21 protein-coding genes, 2 pseudogenes and 1 riboswitch are annotated in these 21,698 nt (G+C 46.1%); of the genes and pseudogenes, 5 read left to right on the top strand and 18 right to left on the bottom strand.

Annotation, left to right across the window (positions count from 1 at the left end):
• Nucleotides 1-14: 14 nt before the first annotated feature.
• From flgK to HUG20_RS17835, 9 genes are all read right to left on the bottom strand, one after another.
• Entirely contained in the window at nt 15-1,490 is a 1,476-nt protein-coding gene (gene flgK, locus HUG20_RS17795; protein ID WP_200086023.1) for a flagellar hook-associated protein FlgK, read from the bottom strand.
• Between the two features lie 27 nt (nt 1,491-1,517).
• Complete coding sequence (locus HUG20_RS17800; protein WP_200086025.1) at nt 1,518-2,018, bottom strand: flagellar protein FlgN; 501 nt, start codon at nt 2,016-2,018, stop codon at nt 1,518-1,520.
• A gap of 5 nt (nt 2,019-2,023) precedes the next feature.
• A complete protein-coding gene (gene flgM, locus HUG20_RS17805; RefSeq protein ID WP_200086034.1) occupies nt 2,024-2,287 on the bottom strand; it encodes a flagellar biosynthesis anti-sigma factor FlgM in 264 nt (87 codons plus the stop codon).
• Nucleotides 2,288-2,300: 13 nt separating this feature from the next.
• Nucleotides 2,301-2,708 carry a TIGR03826 family flagellar region protein gene (locus HUG20_RS17810; RefSeq protein ID WP_200086036.1) on the bottom strand — a complete coding sequence of 136 codons (408 nt, stop codon included), beginning with the start codon at nt 2,706-2,708 and terminating at the stop codon, nt 2,301-2,303.
• 118 nt (nt 2,709-2,826) lie between these two features.
• A complete protein-coding gene (locus HUG20_RS17815) occupies nt 2,827-3,306 on the bottom strand; it encodes a ComF family protein (RefSeq protein ID WP_200086038.1) in 480 nt (159 codons plus the stop codon).
• Between the two features lie 208 nt (nt 3,307-3,514).
• Nucleotides 3,515-5,047, bottom strand: a complete 1,533-nt coding sequence (locus tag HUG20_RS17820; protein ID WP_200086040.1) for an ATP-dependent helicase ComFA — start codon at nt 5,045-5,047, stop codon at nt 3,515-3,517.
• A gap of 85 nt (nt 5,048-5,132) precedes the next feature.
• Nucleotides 5,133-5,972, bottom strand: coding sequence for a DegV family protein (locus HUG20_RS17825; RefSeq protein ID WP_200086042.1), 840 nt, complete (start codon nt 5,970-5,972; stop codon nt 5,133-5,135).
• Nucleotides 5,973-6,044: 72 nt separating this feature from the next.
• Nucleotides 6,045-6,749: a response regulator gene (locus tag HUG20_RS17830; protein ID WP_200086044.1), complete on the bottom strand. Its 705-nt coding sequence runs from the start codon at nt 6,747-6,749 to the stop codon at nt 6,045-6,047.
• A 58-nt stretch (nt 6,750-6,807) separates the two neighbouring features.
• Nucleotides 6,808-7,944 (bottom strand): sensor histidine kinase, encoded by a 1,137-nt coding sequence (locus HUG20_RS17835; RefSeq protein WP_246476462.1) that lies wholly within the window; start codon nt 7,942-7,944, stop codon nt 6,808-6,810.
• A gap of 239 nt (nt 7,945-8,183) precedes the next feature.
• On the opposite strand from HUG20_RS17835, the gene HUG20_RS17840 reads away from it, so the two are divergent.
• The 3 genes from HUG20_RS17840 to HUG20_RS17850 all read left to right on the top strand — a co-directional run bounded on the left by HUG20_RS17840 (nt 8,184) and on the right by HUG20_RS17850 (nt 11,476).
• A complete protein-coding gene (locus HUG20_RS17840) occupies nt 8,184-8,816 on the top strand; it encodes a YigZ family protein (protein ID WP_200086046.1) in 633 nt (210 codons plus the stop codon).
• 143 nt (nt 8,817-8,959) lie between these two features.
• A complete protein-coding gene (locus HUG20_RS17845; RefSeq protein WP_200086048.1) occupies nt 8,960-10,000 on the top strand; it encodes an LCP family glycopolymer transferase in 1,041 nt (346 codons plus the stop codon).
• Nucleotides 10,001-10,168: 168 nt separating this feature from the next.
• Nucleotides 10,169-11,476, top strand: coding sequence for a UDP-glucose dehydrogenase family protein (locus tag HUG20_RS17850; RefSeq protein WP_200086049.1), 1,308 nt, complete (start codon nt 10,169-10,171; stop codon nt 11,474-11,476).
• 158 nt (nt 11,477-11,634) lie between these two features.
• On the opposite strand, the gene galU is transcribed toward HUG20_RS17850, so the two are convergent.
• Nucleotides 11,635-12,504, bottom strand: coding sequence for a UTP--glucose-1-phosphate uridylyltransferase GalU (gene galU, locus HUG20_RS17855; RefSeq protein ID WP_281392459.1), 870 nt, complete (start codon nt 12,502-12,504; stop codon nt 11,635-11,637).
• 299 nt (nt 12,505-12,803) lie between these two features.
• On the opposite strand from galU, the gene HUG20_RS17860 reads away from it, so the two are divergent.
• The gene (locus tag HUG20_RS17860) at nt 12,804-13,175 is read left to right on the top strand and encodes a single-stranded DNA-binding protein (RefSeq protein ID WP_200086053.1); all 372 of its coding nucleotides are present in this window, start codon (nt 12,804-12,806) and stop codon (nt 13,173-13,175) included.
• A 479-nt stretch (nt 13,176-13,654) separates the two neighbouring features.
• Here HUG20_RS17860 and HUG20_RS19725 read toward each other — a convergent pair whose 3' ends face one another.
• From HUG20_RS19725 to ribD, 7 genes are all read right to left on the bottom strand, one after another.
• Complete coding sequence (locus tag HUG20_RS19725; RefSeq protein ID WP_281392460.1) at nt 13,655-13,786, bottom strand: hypothetical protein; 132 nt, start codon at nt 13,784-13,786, stop codon at nt 13,655-13,657.
• Nucleotides 13,787-14,214: 428 nt separating this feature from the next.
• Nucleotides 14,215-14,988 carry a class I SAM-dependent methyltransferase gene (locus HUG20_RS17865; protein ID WP_200086055.1) on the bottom strand — a complete coding sequence of 258 codons (774 nt, stop codon included), beginning with the start codon at nt 14,986-14,988 and terminating at the stop codon, nt 14,215-14,217.
• Nucleotides 14,972-15,448: a nucleoside deaminase gene (locus HUG20_RS17870; RefSeq protein ID WP_200086057.1), complete on the bottom strand. Its 477-nt coding sequence runs from the start codon at nt 15,446-15,448 to the stop codon at nt 14,972-14,974. Before HUG20_RS17870 ends, HUG20_RS17865 begins: the two co-directional genes overlap by 17 nt.
• Before the next feature lie 10 nt (nt 15,449-15,458).
• The gene (gene ribH / locus HUG20_RS17875; protein WP_200086059.1) at nt 15,459-15,932 is read right to left on the bottom strand and encodes a 6,7-dimethyl-8-ribityllumazine synthase; all 474 of its coding nucleotides are present in this window, start codon (nt 15,930-15,932) and stop codon (nt 15,459-15,461) included.
• 10 nt (nt 15,933-15,942) lie between these two features.
• Nucleotides 15,943-17,139, bottom strand: coding sequence for a bifunctional 3,4-dihydroxy-2-butanone-4-phosphate synthase/GTP cyclohydrolase II (locus tag HUG20_RS17880; RefSeq protein WP_200086061.1), 1,197 nt, complete (start codon nt 17,137-17,139; stop codon nt 15,943-15,945).
• Entirely contained in the window at nt 17,132-17,794 is a 663-nt protein-coding gene (locus HUG20_RS17885) for a riboflavin synthase (protein WP_200086063.1), read from the bottom strand. Before HUG20_RS17885 ends, HUG20_RS17880 begins: the two co-directional genes overlap by 8 nt.
• Nucleotides 17,779-18,837, bottom strand: a complete 1,059-nt coding sequence (gene ribD / locus HUG20_RS17890) for a bifunctional diaminohydroxyphosphoribosylaminopyrimidine deaminase/5-amino-6-(5-phosphoribosylamino)uracil reductase RibD (RefSeq protein WP_200086064.1) — start codon at nt 18,835-18,837, stop codon at nt 17,779-17,781. Before ribD ends, HUG20_RS17885 begins: the two co-directional genes overlap by 16 nt.
• A gap of 154 nt (nt 18,838-18,991) precedes the next feature.
• Nucleotides 18,992-19,121: riboswitch (FMN riboswitch) on the bottom strand.
• A 201-nt stretch (nt 19,122-19,322) separates the two neighbouring features.
• On the opposite strand from ribD, the pseudogene HUG20_RS17895 reads away from it, so the two are divergent.
• Nucleotides 19,323-19,846: pseudogene (locus HUG20_RS17895) on the top strand (tyrosine-type recombinase/integrase).
• A 766-nt stretch (nt 19,847-20,612) separates the two neighbouring features.
• Here HUG20_RS17895 and HUG20_RS20050 read toward each other — a convergent pair.
• Nucleotides 20,613-21,192: pseudogene (locus HUG20_RS20050) on the bottom strand (transposase); the annotation flags it as partial.
• Nucleotides 21,193-21,698: the final 506 nt, after the last annotated feature.

Below are 21,698 nucleotides of genomic sequence, written 5' to 3' on the forward strand. Positions count from 1 at the left end.
CTCCTCCTTTCAATTTATCGTCCGACAATGCCCATCTGATTAATCACTTGCTCCAACATCTCATCAATCACCGTAACCATCCGCGAAGAGGCATTGTACGCATGCTGAAATTGAATCATATTCGTCATTTCTTCGTCGAGGGAGACACTGCTCACCGATTGACGGTTCATTTCAATCGTATCGCGGCGCACCATGGACGTTTCGTTCATAGTACGGGCCTCATCCACTTCAATTGCCATCTCCCCGATGATGCTCTGATAGGTGGAGTCAAAACCGGAGTCTTCTCTTGCATTCGCCAAAGCCAAAGCATTGGAACCATCACCGTCGTTATTGCTTTGTGCAGCAGCAATTAAGTCGGTGTCGTCCATTATGTCCTGGTTCACACTTAGTACACCCTCATCATCGAGATCAAAGAAATTCATTCCCTGATCCCCATTTAAATCGACACCCTCTTGATGAACATCATTAAATTCACCAATGAAAGCCGTCATCAAATGATTTAAATCTGTGATTTTACTCTGATATAGACCGTCCTCTTCTCCATAACCGAATGCATCCACCAGGGCACCCAACTTTCCGTGATGATCGCCCAAAAGCTCAAGATCAGCCCCAAAATTGATGCTTTCTACCACGCTTTCTTCATCATCTTTTTCCACAGCAAGTTCAAGATGGCCTTCATTTCCACTTTCTCCTTGAACAATTGCAACGCCATCACCATCTCCGAGACGATTCCCATCATCATCAACTACGTAGACGCTAATCCCACCTTCTGCGGCGGGATGTGTATGTGAGCCCGGATTTTCAGGTTCAATTTCAATGTTGATATACTCGGACAATTCGTCAATGACCCGGTCACGTTGATCATAGAGGTCGTTCGGTATTTGCCCTTGGGCTTCGATTTGTGCGATCTCTTCATTTAAATCATTCGTTTGTGCCAGCAGGCCATTTACAACTTTTACGGATGTGTCTATTTCGTCCTCAATCCCACGTTTATTCGTTTGCATCGAGCCCACCATATGATTATATGTATCGGCAAGTGCAGCGGCGCGCTGTGCGGTAATCTCCCGGGTACTGGCATCATCGGGGTTTGCCGACAGGTCGTGTAACGACCCCCAAAATTCGTCCATCGCCTCTGCCAAAAGCCCGGTTTCGGATTGTTCATTCATAACCTCTTCCATGCGCTTCATAGCGGTTAGCGTTTGTTCCCAGTATCCGGCATTTGCATTCTCCTCCCGGTACTGTGCATCAAGAAAGTGCTCTCGAACACGTTCGATATTTTCTACATCCACTCCCGTTCCTACTTGGCCGGGGATGGAAGGCGCATTTTTGCCAGGTGCCGGATAAGCCTGGGAGGCGTTGAAATTCACACGTTGCCGTGTATACCCTTCCGTGTTTGCATTGGCAATATTATGGCCGGTCGTTTTTAAAGCTGATTGTTGTCCCATTAATCCTTTATATGCAGCTTGTAGTCCATGAAACGTCGAGGTCATTGCTTATGGATGCCTCCTTTTTGTTCTTCACGCCCTGGAATCGAACGTCGAAAACCGTTCGTGCTCATTCGTTGTCTTCGTATTGGCAGTCGATGTGTACATCGTATAATCTTCAAGTCGGATGGCATCCAACATTGCGCCTACAATCGCAAGCCCATCATTCAACAATTGCTGATTGAGATCATTCTTATCTTGCAAATGGCGGATTGCCGTCTGTAATCTATCCCGTTGTTCCTCCACTTCCAAACGTTCCTTCTCCGGCACATGAGAAATCCACTGCATCATGGGAGCATCTGTTTCAAGATGTGGGCAATGACGGCCAATGAACGTTGCCACGAAACGTCGGCGTTCCTTATCCAATTGCCGAAGCGTCCGCACTTCCCCTTGTTCAAGACGCACAATTTCTTCAAGGGTTTTATGGTCGGATCTTTGAATGGCTCTCGTTTTCTTGCCGGCGAGCGTTAACAAGTACTCGTGATGTTTATTCAGGTTTTCGAGGCTTTCTTTCAGCGCCGCAATTTCATTCATTTCTGTTATCCCCGTTCATTCCAAAATTGGTAAAACCGATTGGCGACTGCTCGTTCATCCACCCGGTATTCTCCCGCATCTATTTGTTTCTGTAGCGCATCCATTTTTGCTTTGCGTGTTTCATCGATCCCCGAATGTTGCATTTCTTTTGCCGCTTGAGAGATCTCTACCTGATCTTGTTTTTCTGCTTTCGGTTTTTGTTGTTGCTTTACTTGCTCTGTCGTTTGTTTATAGGAATGATGGATTTGACTATGCGGATTAATTTTCATCACGATCACCTTTTCATTCATTTTTGCGTGAATGAAGCCGTTTGTTTACGTAGACATTTTCCGTGTATGTCTTTTTTGCATCGTTTATATTCGCGATATCTCCCTGCAATTGCTTTTCGCACGATTTACATAGCCGGCCGTTGCGGGTAGCGTCTCCGCAAAATGCGCAGCGCATATGAAAATTGGGGAACTCTGCAAGTTGTAGCCGTCCTTCACGAATAAATTCCAGGATTTCCGTTTCAGAAACTCCGGTGCGCACCGCCGTTTCTGATATTGTCGATTCCCTGTTCTCCTTCTTTCTCAAAAATTCATAAACCTTATTAAAACGCTTTTCCTTCGATTGACGACAACGGTCACATAGAGAAATAACTGTTTTTACATATAACGTCCCACATTCCGGACAGTTAGCTAACTCTGCCATCGTTGCTCCCCCAAAAATGATTGTATCTATCATATCGGACGCTTTTTCGTTAAGTTTAAGGGGTGCTTTCATTTTCACAAAATTTTTAGCTGTGCGCACACGCCCCGTCATACTTTTGTTAGCCTCTGGCGACCGTTAGTGCGGACACTTGTTTCGCGCCTTGTTCCAATAAAGGGACGGCGGCTTTGCGTAAAGTGGATCCTGTCGTATAAATATCATCGATGAGCAGCATGTGTTTATCGGCCACGCACGCCGCATCCCCTTGAAAGGAAAAAGGCCGGACGTAGCCGCGCAAACGCCCCCTACGGGATTGTTTGCTCTGTTTATCCTCGTTGACTGTCCTCACTAAGCACGCATTGTAAGCAACCGGCAACTGCTCTGCCAACACAGCCGCTTGATTAAACCCCCGCTCCAGAAGACGCTCTTCACTTAGCGGAATCGGCACCGGTATTGCTCCTTTAAAATTTTTCCGGTATGTTCGTTTTAACGTGTCTGTAAATACGTGTGCAAGCGCTACGTCCCCTCGATATTTATAAGTGCTTATCAATGCTTGCAAATGATCATCATAAGAAAAAAGAGAAACATTTCGCGCAAGCAAACCGGACCAATGCCTCGTTTTTGCCCACCTTCGACAATCCGAGCAGCAGTCGGTCCGTTCCAGCGGCCGACTGCAATACAGACACCACGGAGCCTTCAACAACTTTAATTTGCCTTGGCACTTGTCGCATAAATTTTTCTGCCTCCATGAAAATAACGCTTCCCAACTTGCATTTCCATTCAATGGTTGTAAACACTGCGGGCAACGGTTACGAACCATTTTCACGCCCATCCTTTCCATTCATGGCCAAAATTTGTTTCCGGCAACGATGCATCGCTTTGGTTTTTCCATAGTGAAAAAAGGTGACCTTGCCGTCCGGGTCTTCAGCACTTCTTCCTGCTCTGCCTGCAATTTGCACAAGCGCAGACGCCGTGAACACTTCATCTTCTGACCCAAGAACTGCCACATCGATTCCGTAAATGGTGACGCCTCGTTCTAAAATCGTCGTTGTGATTAACAACGGCATATCCCCATTCCGAAAATTTTCAACAATTTCTTTGCGCTCCGGGTCTTCGGCGTGCACACTTCCAATCGATGGCTCTCGTTGCTGCAAGACCTTGCATATCGCTTTGGCCGTTTGAACACTCGGAACAAAGATCAGCGCTTGTCTTCCTGATGCCAGTTGTTGATCGGCCCAATTCGAAAAAGTTTTCGGCAATCGCTCTCGCAAAAGTGTCTTTCGCCAATCCCCGCACCATTGAAAACCGGGAATGGGTAACGGGAACCCATGAAAGCGTCGATTGACGCGGATGACCGCATCTTTATTTTCGCATCTTTTTCGCAATCGATCATCAGGGGTGGCCGTTAAATAAATCGTAGCCGCATTCTTTCTCGTCGCTTTTTTCACTGCATAAGCCAGACTTTCATCAAAACGATAAGGAAACGCATCCACTTCATCAATGATGGCAACATCAAAGGCATCTTGAAAACGTCGCGTTTGATGGGTCGTTGCCACCACAAGTTGGCCGAAGGAAAGACGTTCCTCGCTGCCTCCGTATAACCCGGTCAATGCTGCCGTCGGAAACGCCTGTCTTAAACGAGGCAAAAGTTCAAGGACAACATCTGTCCGTGGCGTAGCAATGAGCACCCGTTTCCCTTTCTCTAGCCCACAGGAGATTCCGGGAAACAACATTTCGGTTTTTCCGGCTCCGCACACCGCCCAAACGAGTAGTTCCGCGGACCGCGATTGTTTAATCGTTTGGGAAATACGGTCAGCCGCACGTTGTTGCAAAGAGGACAGTTCTCCTCCCCAGGCCAATATGTTCACACACGTTTTTTCCCCGCTAAGGGCAGGACCTTTCCACGTGAAAAGAGGGGTGCATGTCGTTACACGCCCCATCGAAATACAAGCACGGCAATAGAGGCAAGCGTCGTCACACCACGCGCAGGCATATCGGGAAAACCAATGCTTATGGTTGTTGCCGCAACGGGTGCATTTCAAACGGGGGCGGATATGGATACCCGCTTGCATATGCACATAACCACGCCGTATAAAGGGCTCCAGTTTTTTATATGAAAAAGGGAGTTCATCGGGAAGCAACGCACGCCCATCCAATAATTCCCGGACCTCATGCCAGCCTGGCAGATGGTTGGAGGAGGATTCCGGGATAGGGATTTGCGAATAGTTAAGCGACGAAATCGTAGACGGATCTGACTGAATCTCATCATGTTCGTTTACACAAGCAAGAGGGAGAATAACCGGGGAGTGAGTATCGCGAGGTGTAACAAGGGCTACTTTCATCGATTGGCTCCTTTGTTATTTATAGAGGTGAAGAGGCGGGGAGTTGGAAGTTCCCACTCCCACTTCCGATATCTATGATACGCGGTTATTTTTTGTACCAAGTGAGTCCGAGGGATTTTTCACCGAGATGTGTGCCGATCACCGGACCGAAAACCCCTAAGTCAATATCAAGGGTGTCGTATTTTTTATCAAGAGTGGATCGTATTTCTTCCGCCTTCTCGGGGATATTGGCATGAACGACGGTTGCTCGAACCGGCCCGTCTGCGACGTCCTGCTCCAGCAATTCCATCACCCGTTTAATGGCGCGTTTTTCGGTACGCACTTTTTCAAAAGGGACAATGACTTTATCTTTAAAATGGAGAATCGGTTTTATTTGCAAAGCACTGCCGAGGAATTTTTGTGCACCGCTCATACGGCCCCCTCGATGGAGATGGTTTAGATCAGCAACGATAAAGTAACCTGTTAACGTGTCACGAATGGATGTTAACGATTCAAAAATCTCATCAACCGTCTTCCCTTCCCGGGCAAGTTTTGCCGCTTCCACTGCATAATACCCTTGAGCGCTACAGCTAATTTCACTGTCAAACGGATAAACGTTAACGTCTTCTACCGAACGGGAAGCTGCTACGGCCGTTTCAAATGTTCCGCTAATTCCGCTTGACAAGTGAAACGATAGAATCGAATCTGATGTTTCTCCCAACTTTTCGTACAAATCAATAAACTCACCAATGGAAGGTTGCGTAGTCGTTGGCAATTTTTCGTGCGCACGCATTTTTCCGTAAAATTCTTCCGTCCCTATCTCCGTTTCCGGGATCGTCTCTTGATCGAATACAACACTCAACGGGATAACGGCTATCTCGTTTTCCACTAACGTCTTCTCATCCAAGTACGCGGTACTGTCCGTTACGATTGATATTTTTGACATAATGCTCCCTCTTTTCGGTTCCATGGTTAATCACTATCATAGAACGGGAAAAAGCAGGACGCAAGCGAGGAATTAACGTACTTTTACCCAGCCTTTTTTAATGGATTCAACGACCGCTTGTGTACGATCGTTCACATTCATTTTTTGCAAAATATTGCTGACGTGGTTTTTGACGGTTTTTTCACTAATGTACAGTTCTTCCCCTACCATGCGGTTACTGTAACCATCGGTCATTAACTGAAGTACATCGCATTCCCGCCGGGTTAGAATATGCAAAGGCTTGCGATATTCAATCTCTTTGTAACCCACATGACCGGTGGAATGATCCCCGTCGGCACTTGCGAGTCTACGATATTCTTTAATTAAATTATGGGTAACTTTCGGATGGATGTACGCACCGCCGGCACCGACAACTTTGACTGCCTCGATCAACGCATCTGCATCCATTTCCTTTAACAAATAACCGGCTGCCCCTGTTTTTAAGACATGGGTGACATAGGCTTCGTCATCATGAATGGAAAGAATCAATACTTTAACATCGGGAAACCGTTCAACCAGGTTTCGAGTAGCCTCAACACCGTTTACTCCCGGCATATTAATATCCATTAATACAACATCCGGCCGATGTTGGGCAGCAAGCCGGGTTGCCTCGTTCCCATCATCACCTTCAGCGACGATTTCCAACTGATCTTCCATCTCGAGAATACGTTTAACGCCTTCCCTAAATAATTTATGATCATCGATAAGTATAAGTTTAATTTGTCCTCGTGCAGCCATATTGCCCACCCTTTCCGGATTATCCGTATGGAAGTTTCATTTTATTTAGTAACGAGATCTATTCGGTATTAATCGGCACGATAATTGTAATTTTGGTTCCTTTCCCTTTGGATGATTCAATCTTTAAATCGCCTTTGAGCTCGTTCACTCGCTCTTTCATGCCTATAAGACCGAAGCCAGGCTGTGATAATTCCTCCGGATCAAATCCCCGACCATCATCATGAATGATCAAATGAACTTGTGTTGCACGCATCTCAGCTTTCACTGAAATTTGCTTGGCGTTCGCGTGTTTGAGTGCATTTTGGACAGATTCCTGAACCAGCCTGAACAAGGCTACTTCCAGATTTACTTCCATCCTATATTCATTGCCGTGGAGGACAAAACGAATATCTGTCTCAGTTTGTTCATCCGCAATGCCGTCCAAATACTTTTTTAACGTTGGGATAAGCCCCAAATCGTCGAGCGCCATGGGGCGAAGATCATAGATGATACGCCTTACTTCGGCGAGACTGCCCTTAATCGCTTCACGAACATCCTGTATTTCATTTAAGGCAGCATCGAGACCGTGCTCGTTGTAGGTTCGGCCAATGATCTCCGATCGGAGAAGAACATTCGCCAACAATTGCGCAGGTCCATCATGAATCTCCCTCGCCACTCGCCGGCGCTCTTCTTCCTGGGCTCGAATGATCTTCAACCCAAATGCCTGTTTTTCTTTTGCTTCCTCGACCATTTCCCCAACCTCACGCAAATCGCCATCCAGAAAATTATGCACCACCGATACTTGTCCCACAAGCAACTCTGCGCGGTTCAACGTATCTTCCAACTGTAACAGCTGGCGCTCAATTTGATCTCGTCTTTCCCGCAACTGTTTTTCTTCATTTTCCATAACGGCGAGTTGGAGGCGATGCTCATTTGCATCATCATACACTTTTTTGGCTTCTTCATCGGAATATGTGTTAAAATCTCGATTAATTGCAGCGAGGCGATTGCGTGCCAATTTCGCTTGTTGCCGTCTTTCATCTGTTTGTTTAATAATTTCAGTCACTTTGCAGGTCGTGTCCTTTAGTTCCCTCTCCAATGTTTCATACTCTCGCCTTGTTTGCTCGCATATTTCAAAAATCTGTTCTTTGCTGTTTTGGATCGTGTCCTTCATTTGTATGATGATTTTTTCAAGGGTTTCCTTGTTATTTTCCAAGTTGCACCACCAACCTCACCGAATCTAATGTTTGACATCAACGCTTGATTCGATATGATTATTTTAGCACACTCTTGGATGATAAAAGCCATTTGGAAATAAAAGTTTAAGAAATCACACATTTTGCCAGAATTACGGGCAACTCCCTCGCTAATCTGACATTACCATTTTTTTAGGATTTCAGCTATTACAATGAGATTATAATGCAATTACAGACACTAGAATTAAGGAGGGGTTTGATGTGTCAATCGCACTATACCATAAAAAATGATGGCATATATGAACAGACGATCAAAAAGTCGAGGTTCATTGCACACATGCGAAGGATTCAAGACGAAGACGACGCCAAGGCTTTCATTGCAGAAATAAAAACCAAACATCTCAATGCCACCCATAACTGCTCCGCATACGTGCTTGGGATGGGAAATGAAACACAAAAAGCAAATGATGACGGAGAACCGTCGGGAACAGCCGGCGTTCCAATGTTAAATGTGTTGGTGAAACAGGAATTAAAAAATACAGCCGTTGTCGTTACGCGTTATTTCGGAGGGGTTAAGCTGGGCGCCGGAGGATTGATACGCGCATACGGAAATAGCGTCACCGAAGCCATTAACGATATAGGAACCGTACATCGACAGCCGATGCAGAAATATAAATTAACCATTGCTTATGCGCTTCTCGGAAAAATTGAAAATGAACTGCGGGAATCCCCTTATAAGCTAGTATCCAAAGATTATGGCACGCATGTGGACATCCATGTCGCCGTAAACATCAATGATAAGGAATCATTCGAAAAGTGGATCGTCAACACTTCCAACAATCGTGTAACGATCAGCTCATCAGGAACGTCATATATGGAAAAGGACGTTTGACTACTTGTTCGACAAATTTCCTGGGAAATAAAATTTTTGTCGATATTCCCAATCTATCATTTACTTTTTCTACACTCTTCTTGTAAAATATGATCGTGTGGTATGGGCAACATCCGGATATATTCCCGGAAGGAGAGAATGAAATGCCAAAAAAGGAACCTTCTAGAGCGATACGACATCGACGTAAAAAAAGGCGAAATAAAAAAATAATCTTCACTTTGATGGCACTTGTTGGCCTTGTCATTATCGCCGCAGGCGGGCTCGTGTTTTACTTCATTACACAGGCGAACAATCTCGTCGAAGAGACACAAAGCCCTCTGGAGCGGGGAGAACATTCGGATATGCGAGAAGTTGCCGTAGACCCCGATGAAGATAACATCTCCGTTCTGTTTCTCGGAACCGACAATCGCGATGGCGATTTGGACGGTTTAGCCGATGCAATTTTATTGGCAACGTTTAACCGGGACGAAGGATCGGTAAATGTAATCAGTATTCCGCGGGACTCCTATGTGCAAATCCCCGGGCGGCCAACCCAGGATAAAATTAACCATGCCCACGCCTTCGGCGGAACGGATATGGCAATTGACACGGTGGAAAACCTGCTCGATGTTCCTGTCGATTACTATGCAACCTTAAATTTTGACGCTTTTATGGATACGGTTGATGTATTCGGGGGTATAGAGGTAAATTCATCTCTCTCTTTCACTGAACAGAACGCGGACGGAGATATGGATGCGATTGAAATTGATGAAGGTCCCCAAGTCTTAGACGGGGAAGAGGCGCTTGCTTACGTTCGCATGAGAAAACAAGATCCTGCCGGCGACATCGGACGCGGGGAACGGCAACAAGAAGTGTTGGGTGCTTTAATTGACGAAGCCACTTCCCTCTCTTCCATTGCAAACTACAATGAAGTGTTTGAACGTCTACAAAAAAATATGAACATGAACATGTCCTTCAATGAGATCCTTGGTCTACACACTTACGCCAGTTCTGTGAATGAGATCGAATATCATCAATTGGACGGCGAAAATTTTCGGGAGAACGGCGTTGATTACTACCAGGTCGATGACACAGATCTCGCGAACACACAGGCGATGCTAAAACAGCATCTTGACCTGGAGGAGGAACGTGAACACGACGCGAACGAAACAATCAATGCCGAGGAAAGTACGGAACAACAATAATTTTCACGAACCTGCTCTTCTTTTGAGGAGCAGGTTTTTTGTTCGCTTCTCTTACTCTTGATTGGGGTACAAGGTATGGTAGAATAAGGTCAGAAGACTCTTGCTTGCCCTTCGTTTCCACAAACTTGATTTTTTGAAAGATGAAAAACAGAAAGTAGGTCACTCTGAATGAAATTAACAATTTTAGGCACCGGATACGTTGGACTCGTCTCCGGGGTGTCCTTTGCCGAACTTGGGAATGATGTCGTTTGTGTCGACAAAGACGAGGAAAAAATTAAGCAACTCAAAAAAGGGATCAGCCCGATCTATGAAGAAGGATTGGAACCTTTATTGGAAAAAAATATCCATAATGGGAAGATTCATTTTACCACTAACTTAGCCGAACCCGTTGCCGCTAGCGATATTATTATGATTGCCGTAGGAACGCCTCAGGCAGACGATGGCTCCGCTGATCTTTCTTTTGTGCGGACAGTTGCCGGCGAATTGGGAGAAGTGCTCCCATCTGACAAGCGCACCGTCGTCGTCAATAAGTCCACCGTTCCGATCGGAAGCGCAGAAGAAGTGGAAAGCATGATCCGTGAAAAAAATGCAACTGCCGATGTCGCTGTGTGTTCCGTTCCGGAATTTTTACGAGAAGGTTCTGCCGTAAAGGACACGTTCCATCCGGACCGCATTGTCATTGGCACGAATGTGTCATGGGCAAGAGAACGGCTCGTCCAACTGCATGCGCCATTGGCAGATGCCAATGACATTATTACCACTTCATCGCGCAGCGCGGAAATGATTAAATATGCCTCGAATGCCTTTTTGGCAACGAAAATTTCTTTTGTTAATGAAATCGCGAACATATGCGAAGCGTACGAAGCAAATATTGACGAAGTGGCTCAAGGGGTTGGCGCCGATCGAAGAATTAGCCCCCACTTTCTAAACGCCGGACTCGGTTACGGCGGATCTTGCTTTCCAAAAGACGTACAAGCACTTATTGCCTTGGCAAGAGATAAGAATTATGAAGCTAATTTGTTAAATTCTACCGTCGCTATCAACGCAACACAACGATTAAAACCCGTGGAAATTTTACAGCAACAATTCCCGCGAGGACTCCGGGATATGAAAGTAGCCGTACTCGGATTAGCTTTTAAACCGGGGACAGATGATATGCGCTACGCGCCCTCGATCGATATCATCCATGAACTCGTCAAAGCGGGCGCTGACGTACATGCCCATGACCCGATCGTTTTGGATGATGCGGCGCCGTTGCTTCCCAGAGCGGTTTCGTTGCACGATAACGTCGGACAAGCAATAACGGGCGTAGATGCAATGGTGCTCGTCACCGAGTGGGATGTATACAAACAATACTCGATTGCCGAATTTTCTTCTGCAATGACCGGGAAAATCGTCATTGACGGCAGAAATGCACTCGATGCGAAGACGTTTAAAGAACATGGATTCGACTATTACGGGATTGGGCGCAGGTAAGGATGATCCGACAAAAGTGACTACTTGTAATTGGCGACAAGGATTGGATTAAGGCAACCCAGGCTCACGCCTGGGTTGCCTTTTTTAGCAGGTAAGGCTTTCGCCAGAACTTGGCGAAAAGCCAAGTTTTCTAATCTGGTTCAAGCGTCCGCCAAACCTTAAATATCTAACTGTCTGATATAGGCTTTCAAGTCTTCGCTTAAATCTTTGCGATGGAGTGCAAAATCAAGAGTTGCTTGGATAAAGCCAAGTTTATCCCCGACATCATAGCGGTCTCCATCGAATCGAAAAGCGTTCACTTCTTGTATACCTGCCAGTTTTTTGATCGCATCGGTAAGCTGAATTTCATTCCCTGCTCCGGGCGGCATTTCTTCCAAAATCGGCATAATTTCAGGCGTCAACACATATCTGCCCATAATCGCCAACGTCGATGGCGCTTCTTCTTGTTTCGGTTTTTCTACAAGATCGGTAACATTAACAATGCTCGAATCTGTTCCATTTGCTGCCGAAACGATCCCATAGCTTGAAACCTTGTTCTCCGGAACATCTTGTACACCCAATACGGAAGCTTCGCTGTCCTCATATATGTCCATGAGCTGTTGCAAACAAGGTTTGCCTTCGGAACGGACGATGTCATCCCCGAGCATTACGGCAAATGGTTCATCTCCGATAAACGTGCGCGCACAAGCAATGGCGTGCCCTAATCCTTTTGGTTCTTTTTGACGGACGTAATGAATGCTCGCCATGTTAGAGATTTTTTTTACTTCTTCCAATCGGTCCCATTTTTCGCTTCGTTCCAACGTCTCTTCCAATTCATACGATTTGTCAAAATGGTCTTCAATCGCTCGTTTTCCGCGTCCGCTTACGATAAGAATATCCTCGATCCCTGACTCTATGGCTTCTTCCACTATGTATTGGATCGTTGGCGTGTCAACAATCGGCAACATTTCTTTTGGCAAGGCTTTACTCGCCGGCAAGAACCGTGTACCGAGTCCTGCTGCCGGAATGACTGCTTTTTTTACTTTCATCAAAATCCTCCTCTCGCTTTCATTATATGATGCAATGTGCCTTTTCTTCAAATAAATCTCTTTCCGCAAAAAAATTTGTAAATCTTTTGGATTATCTATTTAAAATATGACAGGACTTATGTTACAATTATTTTGACTCCATGAAAGGAGGTTTGCGATGAACTGATAACGTTAAGATTACATCGATTTCTCAACTCCGAACAGTTTGGCAGCATTCCCCTCCGCTGTCATACACCCACCCTTTTATTCCCATTACAAAGTTTAGTTCTACAATTGCATAGAAGAAGGGTCGTGAAAATTTGTTAAATCAAGTTACTTTGATTGGCCGTTTAACGAAAGACCCAGAGCTAATGTTCACAAATTCCGGAGTCGCTTATGTAAAATTGTTTCTTGCCGTGCAGCGCCCTTTTAAAAACAATGAGGGGATAAACGATGTTGATTTCATCCCTTGCACCATTTGGCGAAAACGTGCGGAAAATACGGCAAATTACTGCCACAAAGGCTCACTCGTAGCTGTTACCGGCCGTATCCAGATAAGACAATTTACGAACAAAGATGAAGAAAAGGTATTTATCACAGAGGTCGTCGGTGAAGATTTAAGATTTTTAAAACTTGAATCCAACCGTAGGCAACAAGAACAGACAGAAGCAAAAACGAACCAGCCGTCTTGACAAGAACATCAGGCCTACAGGGTATACTAACCACTCAATATAGAACAACCTCCGTATAACTGCCCTTGTACGCCGAGGACTGCATTGGGGCTCTCTCACAAGATATCCTAACCGTCCTGTCAATCTTGCAAAGATGGTTAATTGTATGCAAAAGGCTACAACATACAACTGATCGTTTCCCCTGACGGTCACATATAGATAGACATCATCGAACATAGCCTACGCATATCAACCATTTCGGTGCCGATTTCTCCTCAATCGTTCCTACGCTTCATCGCTTTATTACCCACGTAACATCCCTCAACAGAAATAAATCTCTTCATTGGCACCACCGCCCCGGGTGTGTAGGGGCGGTTTTTTATGGCAAATAATAGCTTTCTAATCTATATTCTTGTACGAAAGTCTTCCTATGATAGTATAAAAGAAGCTGAATAACTCATGTGCGGGTATGGTAGGGACTGCTGAACAACTTACATATATTAGTTGGAGCCGGGATGCCGCTTCCATGGCTTCGCTTTCCGCGGACGAACGGTCAAGCCTCCTCGCGCAAAACCGGCGCTGTGGGGGCTTGACGCGTCCGTTTTTCCGCTGGAGGCTCGCCATTGCAGCACCGTCCCTCCGTGTGTTGCCAGACGTGCAAGGGTTTTCTGCTTTTAGGATAGATTTTCTTGCATCCAGTTTTGACAACAGCAACGGAAAATGCTTATGTGCCAATCTTTTTCCGTTATTTAGCAGTCCCTATGGTAACTCTCCTAAGAAAGGGGGGTTACCTATGATGACAGTATTCTTTAAAACATTCAATTCGATGATTACTCTGGGGACTCTCATTGTGGCCATACTGTCATTGAAAAATGAGCAAAAAAAATAAGCCGCTATGAGTTGATGGTCTCTGAAGGCTTATTTTTCCCTACGCCATACCCGTACAGGGATTCAGCTGCAACTGCTCAGTGATCGTAACACTGGGCAGTTGTTAAAGTGTATCCTTATTTGAAACTATTTTACACCACGTTTTCGTTCATATCAAATCATGTTGTCACCGTTATTTACACGCATGCAACAGGATCGATTCCCCGTCGAATGTGCGGACGTGACCATCATCATCGTATCGAATGTTAAACTTCTGCCGAGTCGATGGAGGGGCTTCGGCAAATAGCTGTTGTAACATTCCTCTTTTTTCAGCCGGGACGTCGAGCCGCGCGCACCAATCTTGAAAATCGAACGTTTTCCGGAATCGTTGCATATGTTCCACGGTAAAACCGGCCTTTTCTATTTTTGCGATCCATTCGCTCTTTTTCCATGCCCGGATATGGCTTGGATCGCGCAGCTTTTCAACCTTATTATAAAACGTGTCAAATACATCTGCTTCCGGAACTGTATTATCCAACAAGAAAAAAGAGCCTCCGGATTCCAACACCCGGAAGGTTTCCTGCAAAAATGCGCCCGGCCGGGAAAAATGATGGGCAGCGATTCTGCTCACAGTTACATCAAATGCTTCATCCGAAAATGGAGTGGCCTCAGCGTCCCCCTCGATAAAACGAACGTTTTCATGTCCGTTTCCATGGATAAACGCTTCTGCCGATTGTAGCATTTCTACAGTGACATCCATGGCGACAACTTCTCTTGCCAATGGTGCCAGGGCGTTCGCCACATGCCCGCCGCCCGTGGCAATGTCGAGCACCGTTTCTTCACCGGCTAGGTTTATTGTTGCTGCCAATGCTTGTAAATCTTTTCCTTTTGCGTGCAGGGAGCTATGTACATACTTTTCTGCTGAAGCAGAAAATGTTTTTTGCACCGCTTTATGATTGTTTTTCATCACTCTTTACCTGCCTTTTCCAAACGTCATAGGGATGTTCTTCGACAAGACTCGGTTTAAGAGGGATAAACGAAATATCCCTTTTATCGTTTGGTTTTGCCACTTGCTCGTAAACATACGGAGAAGCCAAACCATATTCAACTGCTTCTTCAAGGGAATATGCGACGTAGACATTTTCAATACCTGCCGCATATATAGCTCCCAAACACATTGGACAGGGTTCTCCGCTGGCAAAAAGCTCATAACCTGCCAAATTTTCGGTTCCGAGCTGCTTTCCTGCCGTTCGTATGGCAAGCAACTCCGCATGCGCTGTCGGATCGTTTCCGCTGGCTACTTCATTAGCTTCCCCGCTGATGATTTTCCCATCTTTTACGATCACGGCTCCAAATGGTGTATTGCCATGGTCGACCGTTTCACAAGCTAGCTGGATTGCTTTTCTCATAAAGGTTTCCTTTGTCATATTTCACCTCCTACTTTTGGTTTAACACCTTTTTGAGGTTTGCCATTTCAATCGCGGCAGTTGCGGCTTCTACCCCTTTATTTCCTGCTTTTGTGCCGGCACGTTCAATCGCTTGTTCAATGGTTTCCGTCGTAATCACGCCGAAAATAACCGGCGTATCGAAGGAGAGCGACAGAGACGAAACGCCTTTCGAAACTTCGTTACACACGTAATCAAAATGAGGAGTTGAACCGCGGATAACGGTGCCAAGTGTAATGATCGCGTCGTATTGTCCAGTTTTTAGCATTTGTTTTGCGGCAAAAGGAATCTCAAAAGCGCCGGGCACTTTGGCGACATCAATGTTTTCCGGGCTCGCCCCGTGCCTGACCAACGTTCCTTCTGCGCCTTCAAGAAGTTTGCCGGTGATGAATTCGTTGAAGCGTCCGACGACAATGCCTATTTTTACATCTGTTCCAACCAAGTTTCCTTCGAATGTTTCTCCCATGATGGACCTCCTAAAATTCAAGCAAATGTCCGAGCTTGTGAAACTTTGTTTTCAGATAAGATTCGTTGTGTTCCAAAGGGGGTAGTTGCAGCCCAATACGGTCATCTACATTTATACCATAACTTTCGAGACCGCTGATTTTCCATGGATTGTTCGTCAATAGTCGTACCTTTTCTACTCCCAAATCCCGCAATATTTGTGCACCGATGCCATAGTCGCGCAAATCCGCGGAATAGCCGAGTTGCTCATTGGCGTCCACCGTGTCGTACCCCTCTTCTTGCAGTTTGTATGCGCGAAGTTTATTCATGAGCCCAATGCCCCGGCCTTCCTGGCGCATATAAAGCAAAATGCCCCGGCCTTCTTCCTCGATTTTTTCAAGCGCTGCGTGCAGCTGTGGTCCGCAATCACAGCGTTCAGACCCGAATACATCACCGGTCATGCACTCCGAATGAATGCGGACGAGGACCGGTTCTCCGTCGGCAATATTCCCTTTGACGAGCGCAATGTTTTCCTGCCCTTCATCTACATCTGTGTACCCGACTGCCCGAAAAGAACCAAATTTCGTCGGCAGTGCCGTTTCCACTTCACGCTGAACGAGCGAGTCGTGTTCGCGGCGATAATGGATGAGATCGGCAATTGTAATCATCGGGAGGCCGTACCGATCAGCAACGACTTTTAAATCCGGCACACGCGCCATGGTTCCGTCTTCATTCATGACTTCGCAAATCAATCCGATCTCCGCGTTTGAATCGGCGGCTCTGGCCAGATCTACAGTAGCTTCCGTGTGCCCCGCGCGCTTGAGCACACCGCCATCCTGGGCCACAAGGGGGAAAATATGCCCTGGCCGCTTAAAGTCGGAAGCTTTTGCCGTATCGGATGCAAGTGCTCGCACTGTTTTTGCCCGTTCCTCGGCGGAAATGCCCGTTGTCGTCTCATGATGGTCCACACTGACCGTAAACGCCGTGCCATGTGGATCCGTGTTATCATGAACCATTTGCGGAAGCGACAAGCTGCTTGCGCGTTCTCGTGTAATAGGGGCGCAAATAAGCCCGCGGGCGTGTTTAGCCATAAAATTCACCGTATCGGCAGTCGCGGTGCTCGCGAGCGCCACCATATCGCCTTCATTTTCTCGATCTTCATCGTCACAAACGATGATAACTCTCCCTTCGCGAAGAGCTTTAATTCCCTTTTCCACCGAATCAAACATTACCTTTCCCCCCTTTCGTTTTCTCGAGAAGTCTATCAATCATTTCCTCCGACTGTTCATCCCTATTCGTTGGCTGTAGTAATTTTTCTACATATTTGCCGATGATATCCGTTTCTATATTCACATGGTCTTCGACAGATTTACTACCGAGATTTGTTTCTTTAAGCGTATGGGGAATGATCGCGACGGTAAAACGATCAGCATGTTCATGGGCGACCGTCAAGCTGATCCCATCAACGGTTACCGAGCCTTTTTTCACAATATAGCGCAGTAAATCATCCGCAACTTTGACCTCAAAATTCACCGCTTGGCTTTCGGTCGTGCGTTTTATGATCTCCCCAACCCCATCGACATGGCCCGCAACGATATGTCCGCCAAAACGATCCGTTGCAGCCATGGGCCTTTCCAGGTTGACCGGATCATTGGGCTTGAGTTGGGAAAGGCTCGTGCTCGCGAGCGTTTCTGCCATGATATCTGCTGTAAATAGAGCGTCGTGGATCGAGGTAACCGTCAGGCACACCCCGTTAACCGCGATGCTGTCACCAATGCGAGCGTCTTCCAATACGTGCGCGCAACGGATGGCTATTTTTCCCTTTTGTCCGGTTTGGACAATGTTGTCGACCACTCCGACTTCCTCAATCAACCCTGTGAACATGATCCATCCCCCTTCTTTGCTGTCGCTGTAATTTTTATATCGCCGCCGACCAATTGCGCATGTTCCACCTCAAGTTCCATCGCGGCATCTGTACCGAACAATTTCGGCGCGACATAGGAGATGTAGCGTTGAACTTCATGCTCGGCTATAAACGCGGAAATAATCGTTTTCCCGCCCTCGACCAGAACGGATTGAATGTCGGCTCGGCCGAGTTCAGCGAGCACATTTTTCGGCGTTACCGTTGGCAAGGAGATAACCCGGACGCCTTTTTGTTCCAGCACGGGTGCGTTTCCAGATTTCGGGCTTTCTTCCGTAAAAATCCATGTGGGAGTCTTTCCATCGGTTACAAGTTGCGCATCTGCCGGTGTGCGCAAATAGCGGTCCAGCACAACCCTGATCGGATTTCTTCCTCCGATTTCCAAACGGGTCGTGAGTGCCGGGTCGTCATTCAATACGGTGCCAACACCTACGAGAATCGCGTCATGAATATGGCGAAGTTGATGAACGTCTTCAAGCGCCGCTGCTCCAGTGATCCATGGAGATAGGCCCTTTGGTGTTGCCATTGTCCCATTGAGCGATGAAGCTGTTTTAACGGTGACATAAGGCTTGCCGGTTTGCACGTAATGAAAAAACGTTGCATTTAGCTTTGCCGCTTTCTCCTCCAGCACGCCTACCTCTGTTTTCACCCCGCCATTCCGTAGCGCTTCGATGCCACTCCCGGCTACTTCCGGATTCACATCCTTTGCAGCAACGACAACACGGGCAATCCCTGCCTCTATGATTTTCTCTGTGCAAGGGGGGGTGCGTCCGTGATGATTGCAAGGCTCAAGCGTCACATACATGGTCGCGCCATCTGTACAGCCCTCTGCCATGTTCAACGCATGCACTTCGGCATGATCGCCGCCGGCACCCATGTGAGCGCCGGTACCAACGATTCTACCGTCTTTTACAACGACAGCGCCTACCATCGGATTCGGCGACGTCTGCCCTTCCATCGCAGCAGCCAAATCCAAGGCGCGCTGCATATACCAATGATCATTCATGGCCAGCGGTCTCCTTTTTTCAGGACGAAAAAAACCCCGGAGTTCCTGGGCTCCGAGGTTTGTTTTTTTGAATGAAGATGAAAAACGAATACACGAATGTATTGCCAATCACGACACATACATCTCAAGCACGACGATCGCTTGATAATGCGCATCCAAACTTCTCCCATCCAGACTTTCACTGTCGGCTCTGGAGTTCCACCAGATCCACCGTTTTGCAAACGCAAACCGGGTCACGGACTGTCACCGCCGGTAGGGACTTTCACCCTGCCCCGAAGTTTTTTATTAAAATATTTATAAACACTTTATCATTATTCATCATGGATCAGCAAGTGATATGTTTTAAGTTACCAGTTCGCTTCAAAAACAGTCCTCATCAAATCTATTTACGAACGCTGTACACTGTTTTGGCGTTTGGCTGATTGAAAACACAACATGATGGTGTGTATCATTCTAGGTAACATAATGGAGGGGAGCGAGGGAGGATGAACACCGTTCAGCCCATCCGAGAGCCCGCCAAAATTGGGGAAGTGAAAGCGCATCTGATGCAAAGCAGCTACCTCATGGGAATCAATACCGGCCTTAGGATCAGCGATTTGCTTCACCTCAAAGTGGTGGATATCAAAGGCAAGGATCACTTGATGACCTAGGAGGGAAAGACCCAGAAGCCGAAACGGGTCCGGATCGCCGAGGCTATTAAGAGGGAATTGGTGCGATATATCGAGGGGAAAAGCGATGAGACGTTTTTATTCGCCAGTCAAAAAACCCGAAAGTCCCGATCAGCCGCATCCGAGCATACCGAGTGCTAAGGGCGGCGGCCCCAAAGGCGGGCCTGGAGGAGATCGGCACGTATATGCGCAAAACGTTCGGTTATCATTTTTACAAGCAAACCAAAGATGTGGCTTTATTGCAGGAGTTATTCAACCATGCGGCCCCGTCGATCACGTTGCGTTATATTGGCATCAATCAAGATGTGATGGATAACGCCATAGACGATTTCAGCTTATAGGGGGGAGGGCGTGTATGTAGCGGATGCAAAGAAAGCTATCCTTTTCACAATTCTTGGCACATAAGTATATTTGTAATGATTGCTTTTTTTGCTTTATCCCAGTACTTACAAGACCGAAATAAAAGAAAAATAAACAGTGAAAAATGATTTTGCGAAAAGATGACCGCCATCGAGGTGTTGGAACGTTACAACGGCATCTCATTCGAGATGATGGGAGTGTAAGCAGCATGATTTCTGCTGCTTCCTTTCTTTAACCATTCACCTTGCTCTTTAAGGGACGTTCGCTGATTCTTCCCCCATAGTAAGATTATAATAAAGTAACTCCTACTAAAATTAATGAACTACACCGAAGAAAATAATTAATCTCCTGAATTATTCATACCTCTAGCAAAAACGTGATTTGATATTAAATCAAGGAGTTTTATGCTTCGAATTACTAAAATGCAGTGGTTATTTTAGAATAATGACAGGATAAAGCCGTCATCGCCAAAAAAATCACGGTTTTTGGACACACGTCCCCTTGGTCTTAATCGGGCTTTTGAAAAATGTGCTATATTCGATCCCTGTATCTCACTCTAGTTTTAATGTTTGAACGCGTTGGAGCACTTCCCAGAAAAATGCTTGATAGACAAAACCGGATGATAACTTAAAATACAGTGAGCGCCCTGATTTGACCAATTTGCTTGCAACAGGATAAACATGAGTATTGACGACAGAACAGTGACAGCAGAGTCAAGGAGACGATTCATTGAGACGGTCCAGAAACCACCGTTCGTTTATCGATGGTCGGATTCATCTCCTGGAAACGGTTTTTTACATTTCTCGAACTGAGCAATGAAAAAACCAAGGGCAGAAACGTTGTGCTATTTGACCAGCCGAGCGTGAGCATCTGAAATCCTTTAAAATAGGCGCCTGTGGTATGGTCTTTGACACGCGCGAGAAGTTCGACGGCTTTACTTCGATTGCGGTCACAGGTTGAGTCATCGACGATCAACACTCCATCGCGATCCGTCAACGGTTGGAGATAGATCTCGATGAGATGCGCGCTAACCAAGACGAGGAATTTCCGCCAGTTGCACGTTGCGCGTTTCATCAAGCGTACACCGCATCCTTTTCCGGTGCATCAGGGAGACGATTGGATTCAAGCGTCCGGTAAAGATTTCCCCTTGAAGAACGAGAGAAAAGATAAATTACACAAGGACGAGCGCAGAAAACCTTTTTTCTTTATGAATATTGGATTGTTGCAAAAACGTACCAACTTTGGCTTGTTTGAAAAAGCGCGTCACGCGAGATTGTTGTTGGTTACCTTGATCCGAATCTGGTATCATTGAAACCACAGAAAACATCCTTATCTTTGGTTTTGGTAGTTGTACCTTTATTATACAAAGAACAGGGTGTTTTTTGCTTTTTTTTGGATAAAAAACCTGCCACAAATCCTGATTTTACAAGGGCTCACCTGTGATTTTTAGCTCCGAAAGTTGAGTAATTAATTTGACACAATCATATTGTGTCGAGTTCAATAAAAAGCACCAAAGCACTGATGACAAAGGTTTTGGTGTCTTTTCTTTCTTTCTTGATTCAGTAGTTATTTGCCATAAAACCGATGTTATTGTATACTACGGATAGAGAAGACATACATTAAAAAAGACCGTTCGGTGCGGATACACCGACGGTCTTCCAATAGAACAGCCCATACCAAGGGTTTTGTTCACCTTTTAGATGAAGTAATCACCCATCCGGTTGGTGTCCAGGGGTGATTACTTTTTTCTTTGGTCGTCATTTCTGATTATCATGACCACTAACGTGGCCACAGCGATGCCAAGCATCGCCGTTTCGTATGAAATAACAATCA

It is taken from the genome of Salicibibacter cibi (genome assembly GCF_016495865.1).
Lineage (GTDB): Bacteria > Bacillota > Bacilli > Bacillales > Marinococcaceae > Salicibibacter > Salicibibacter cibi.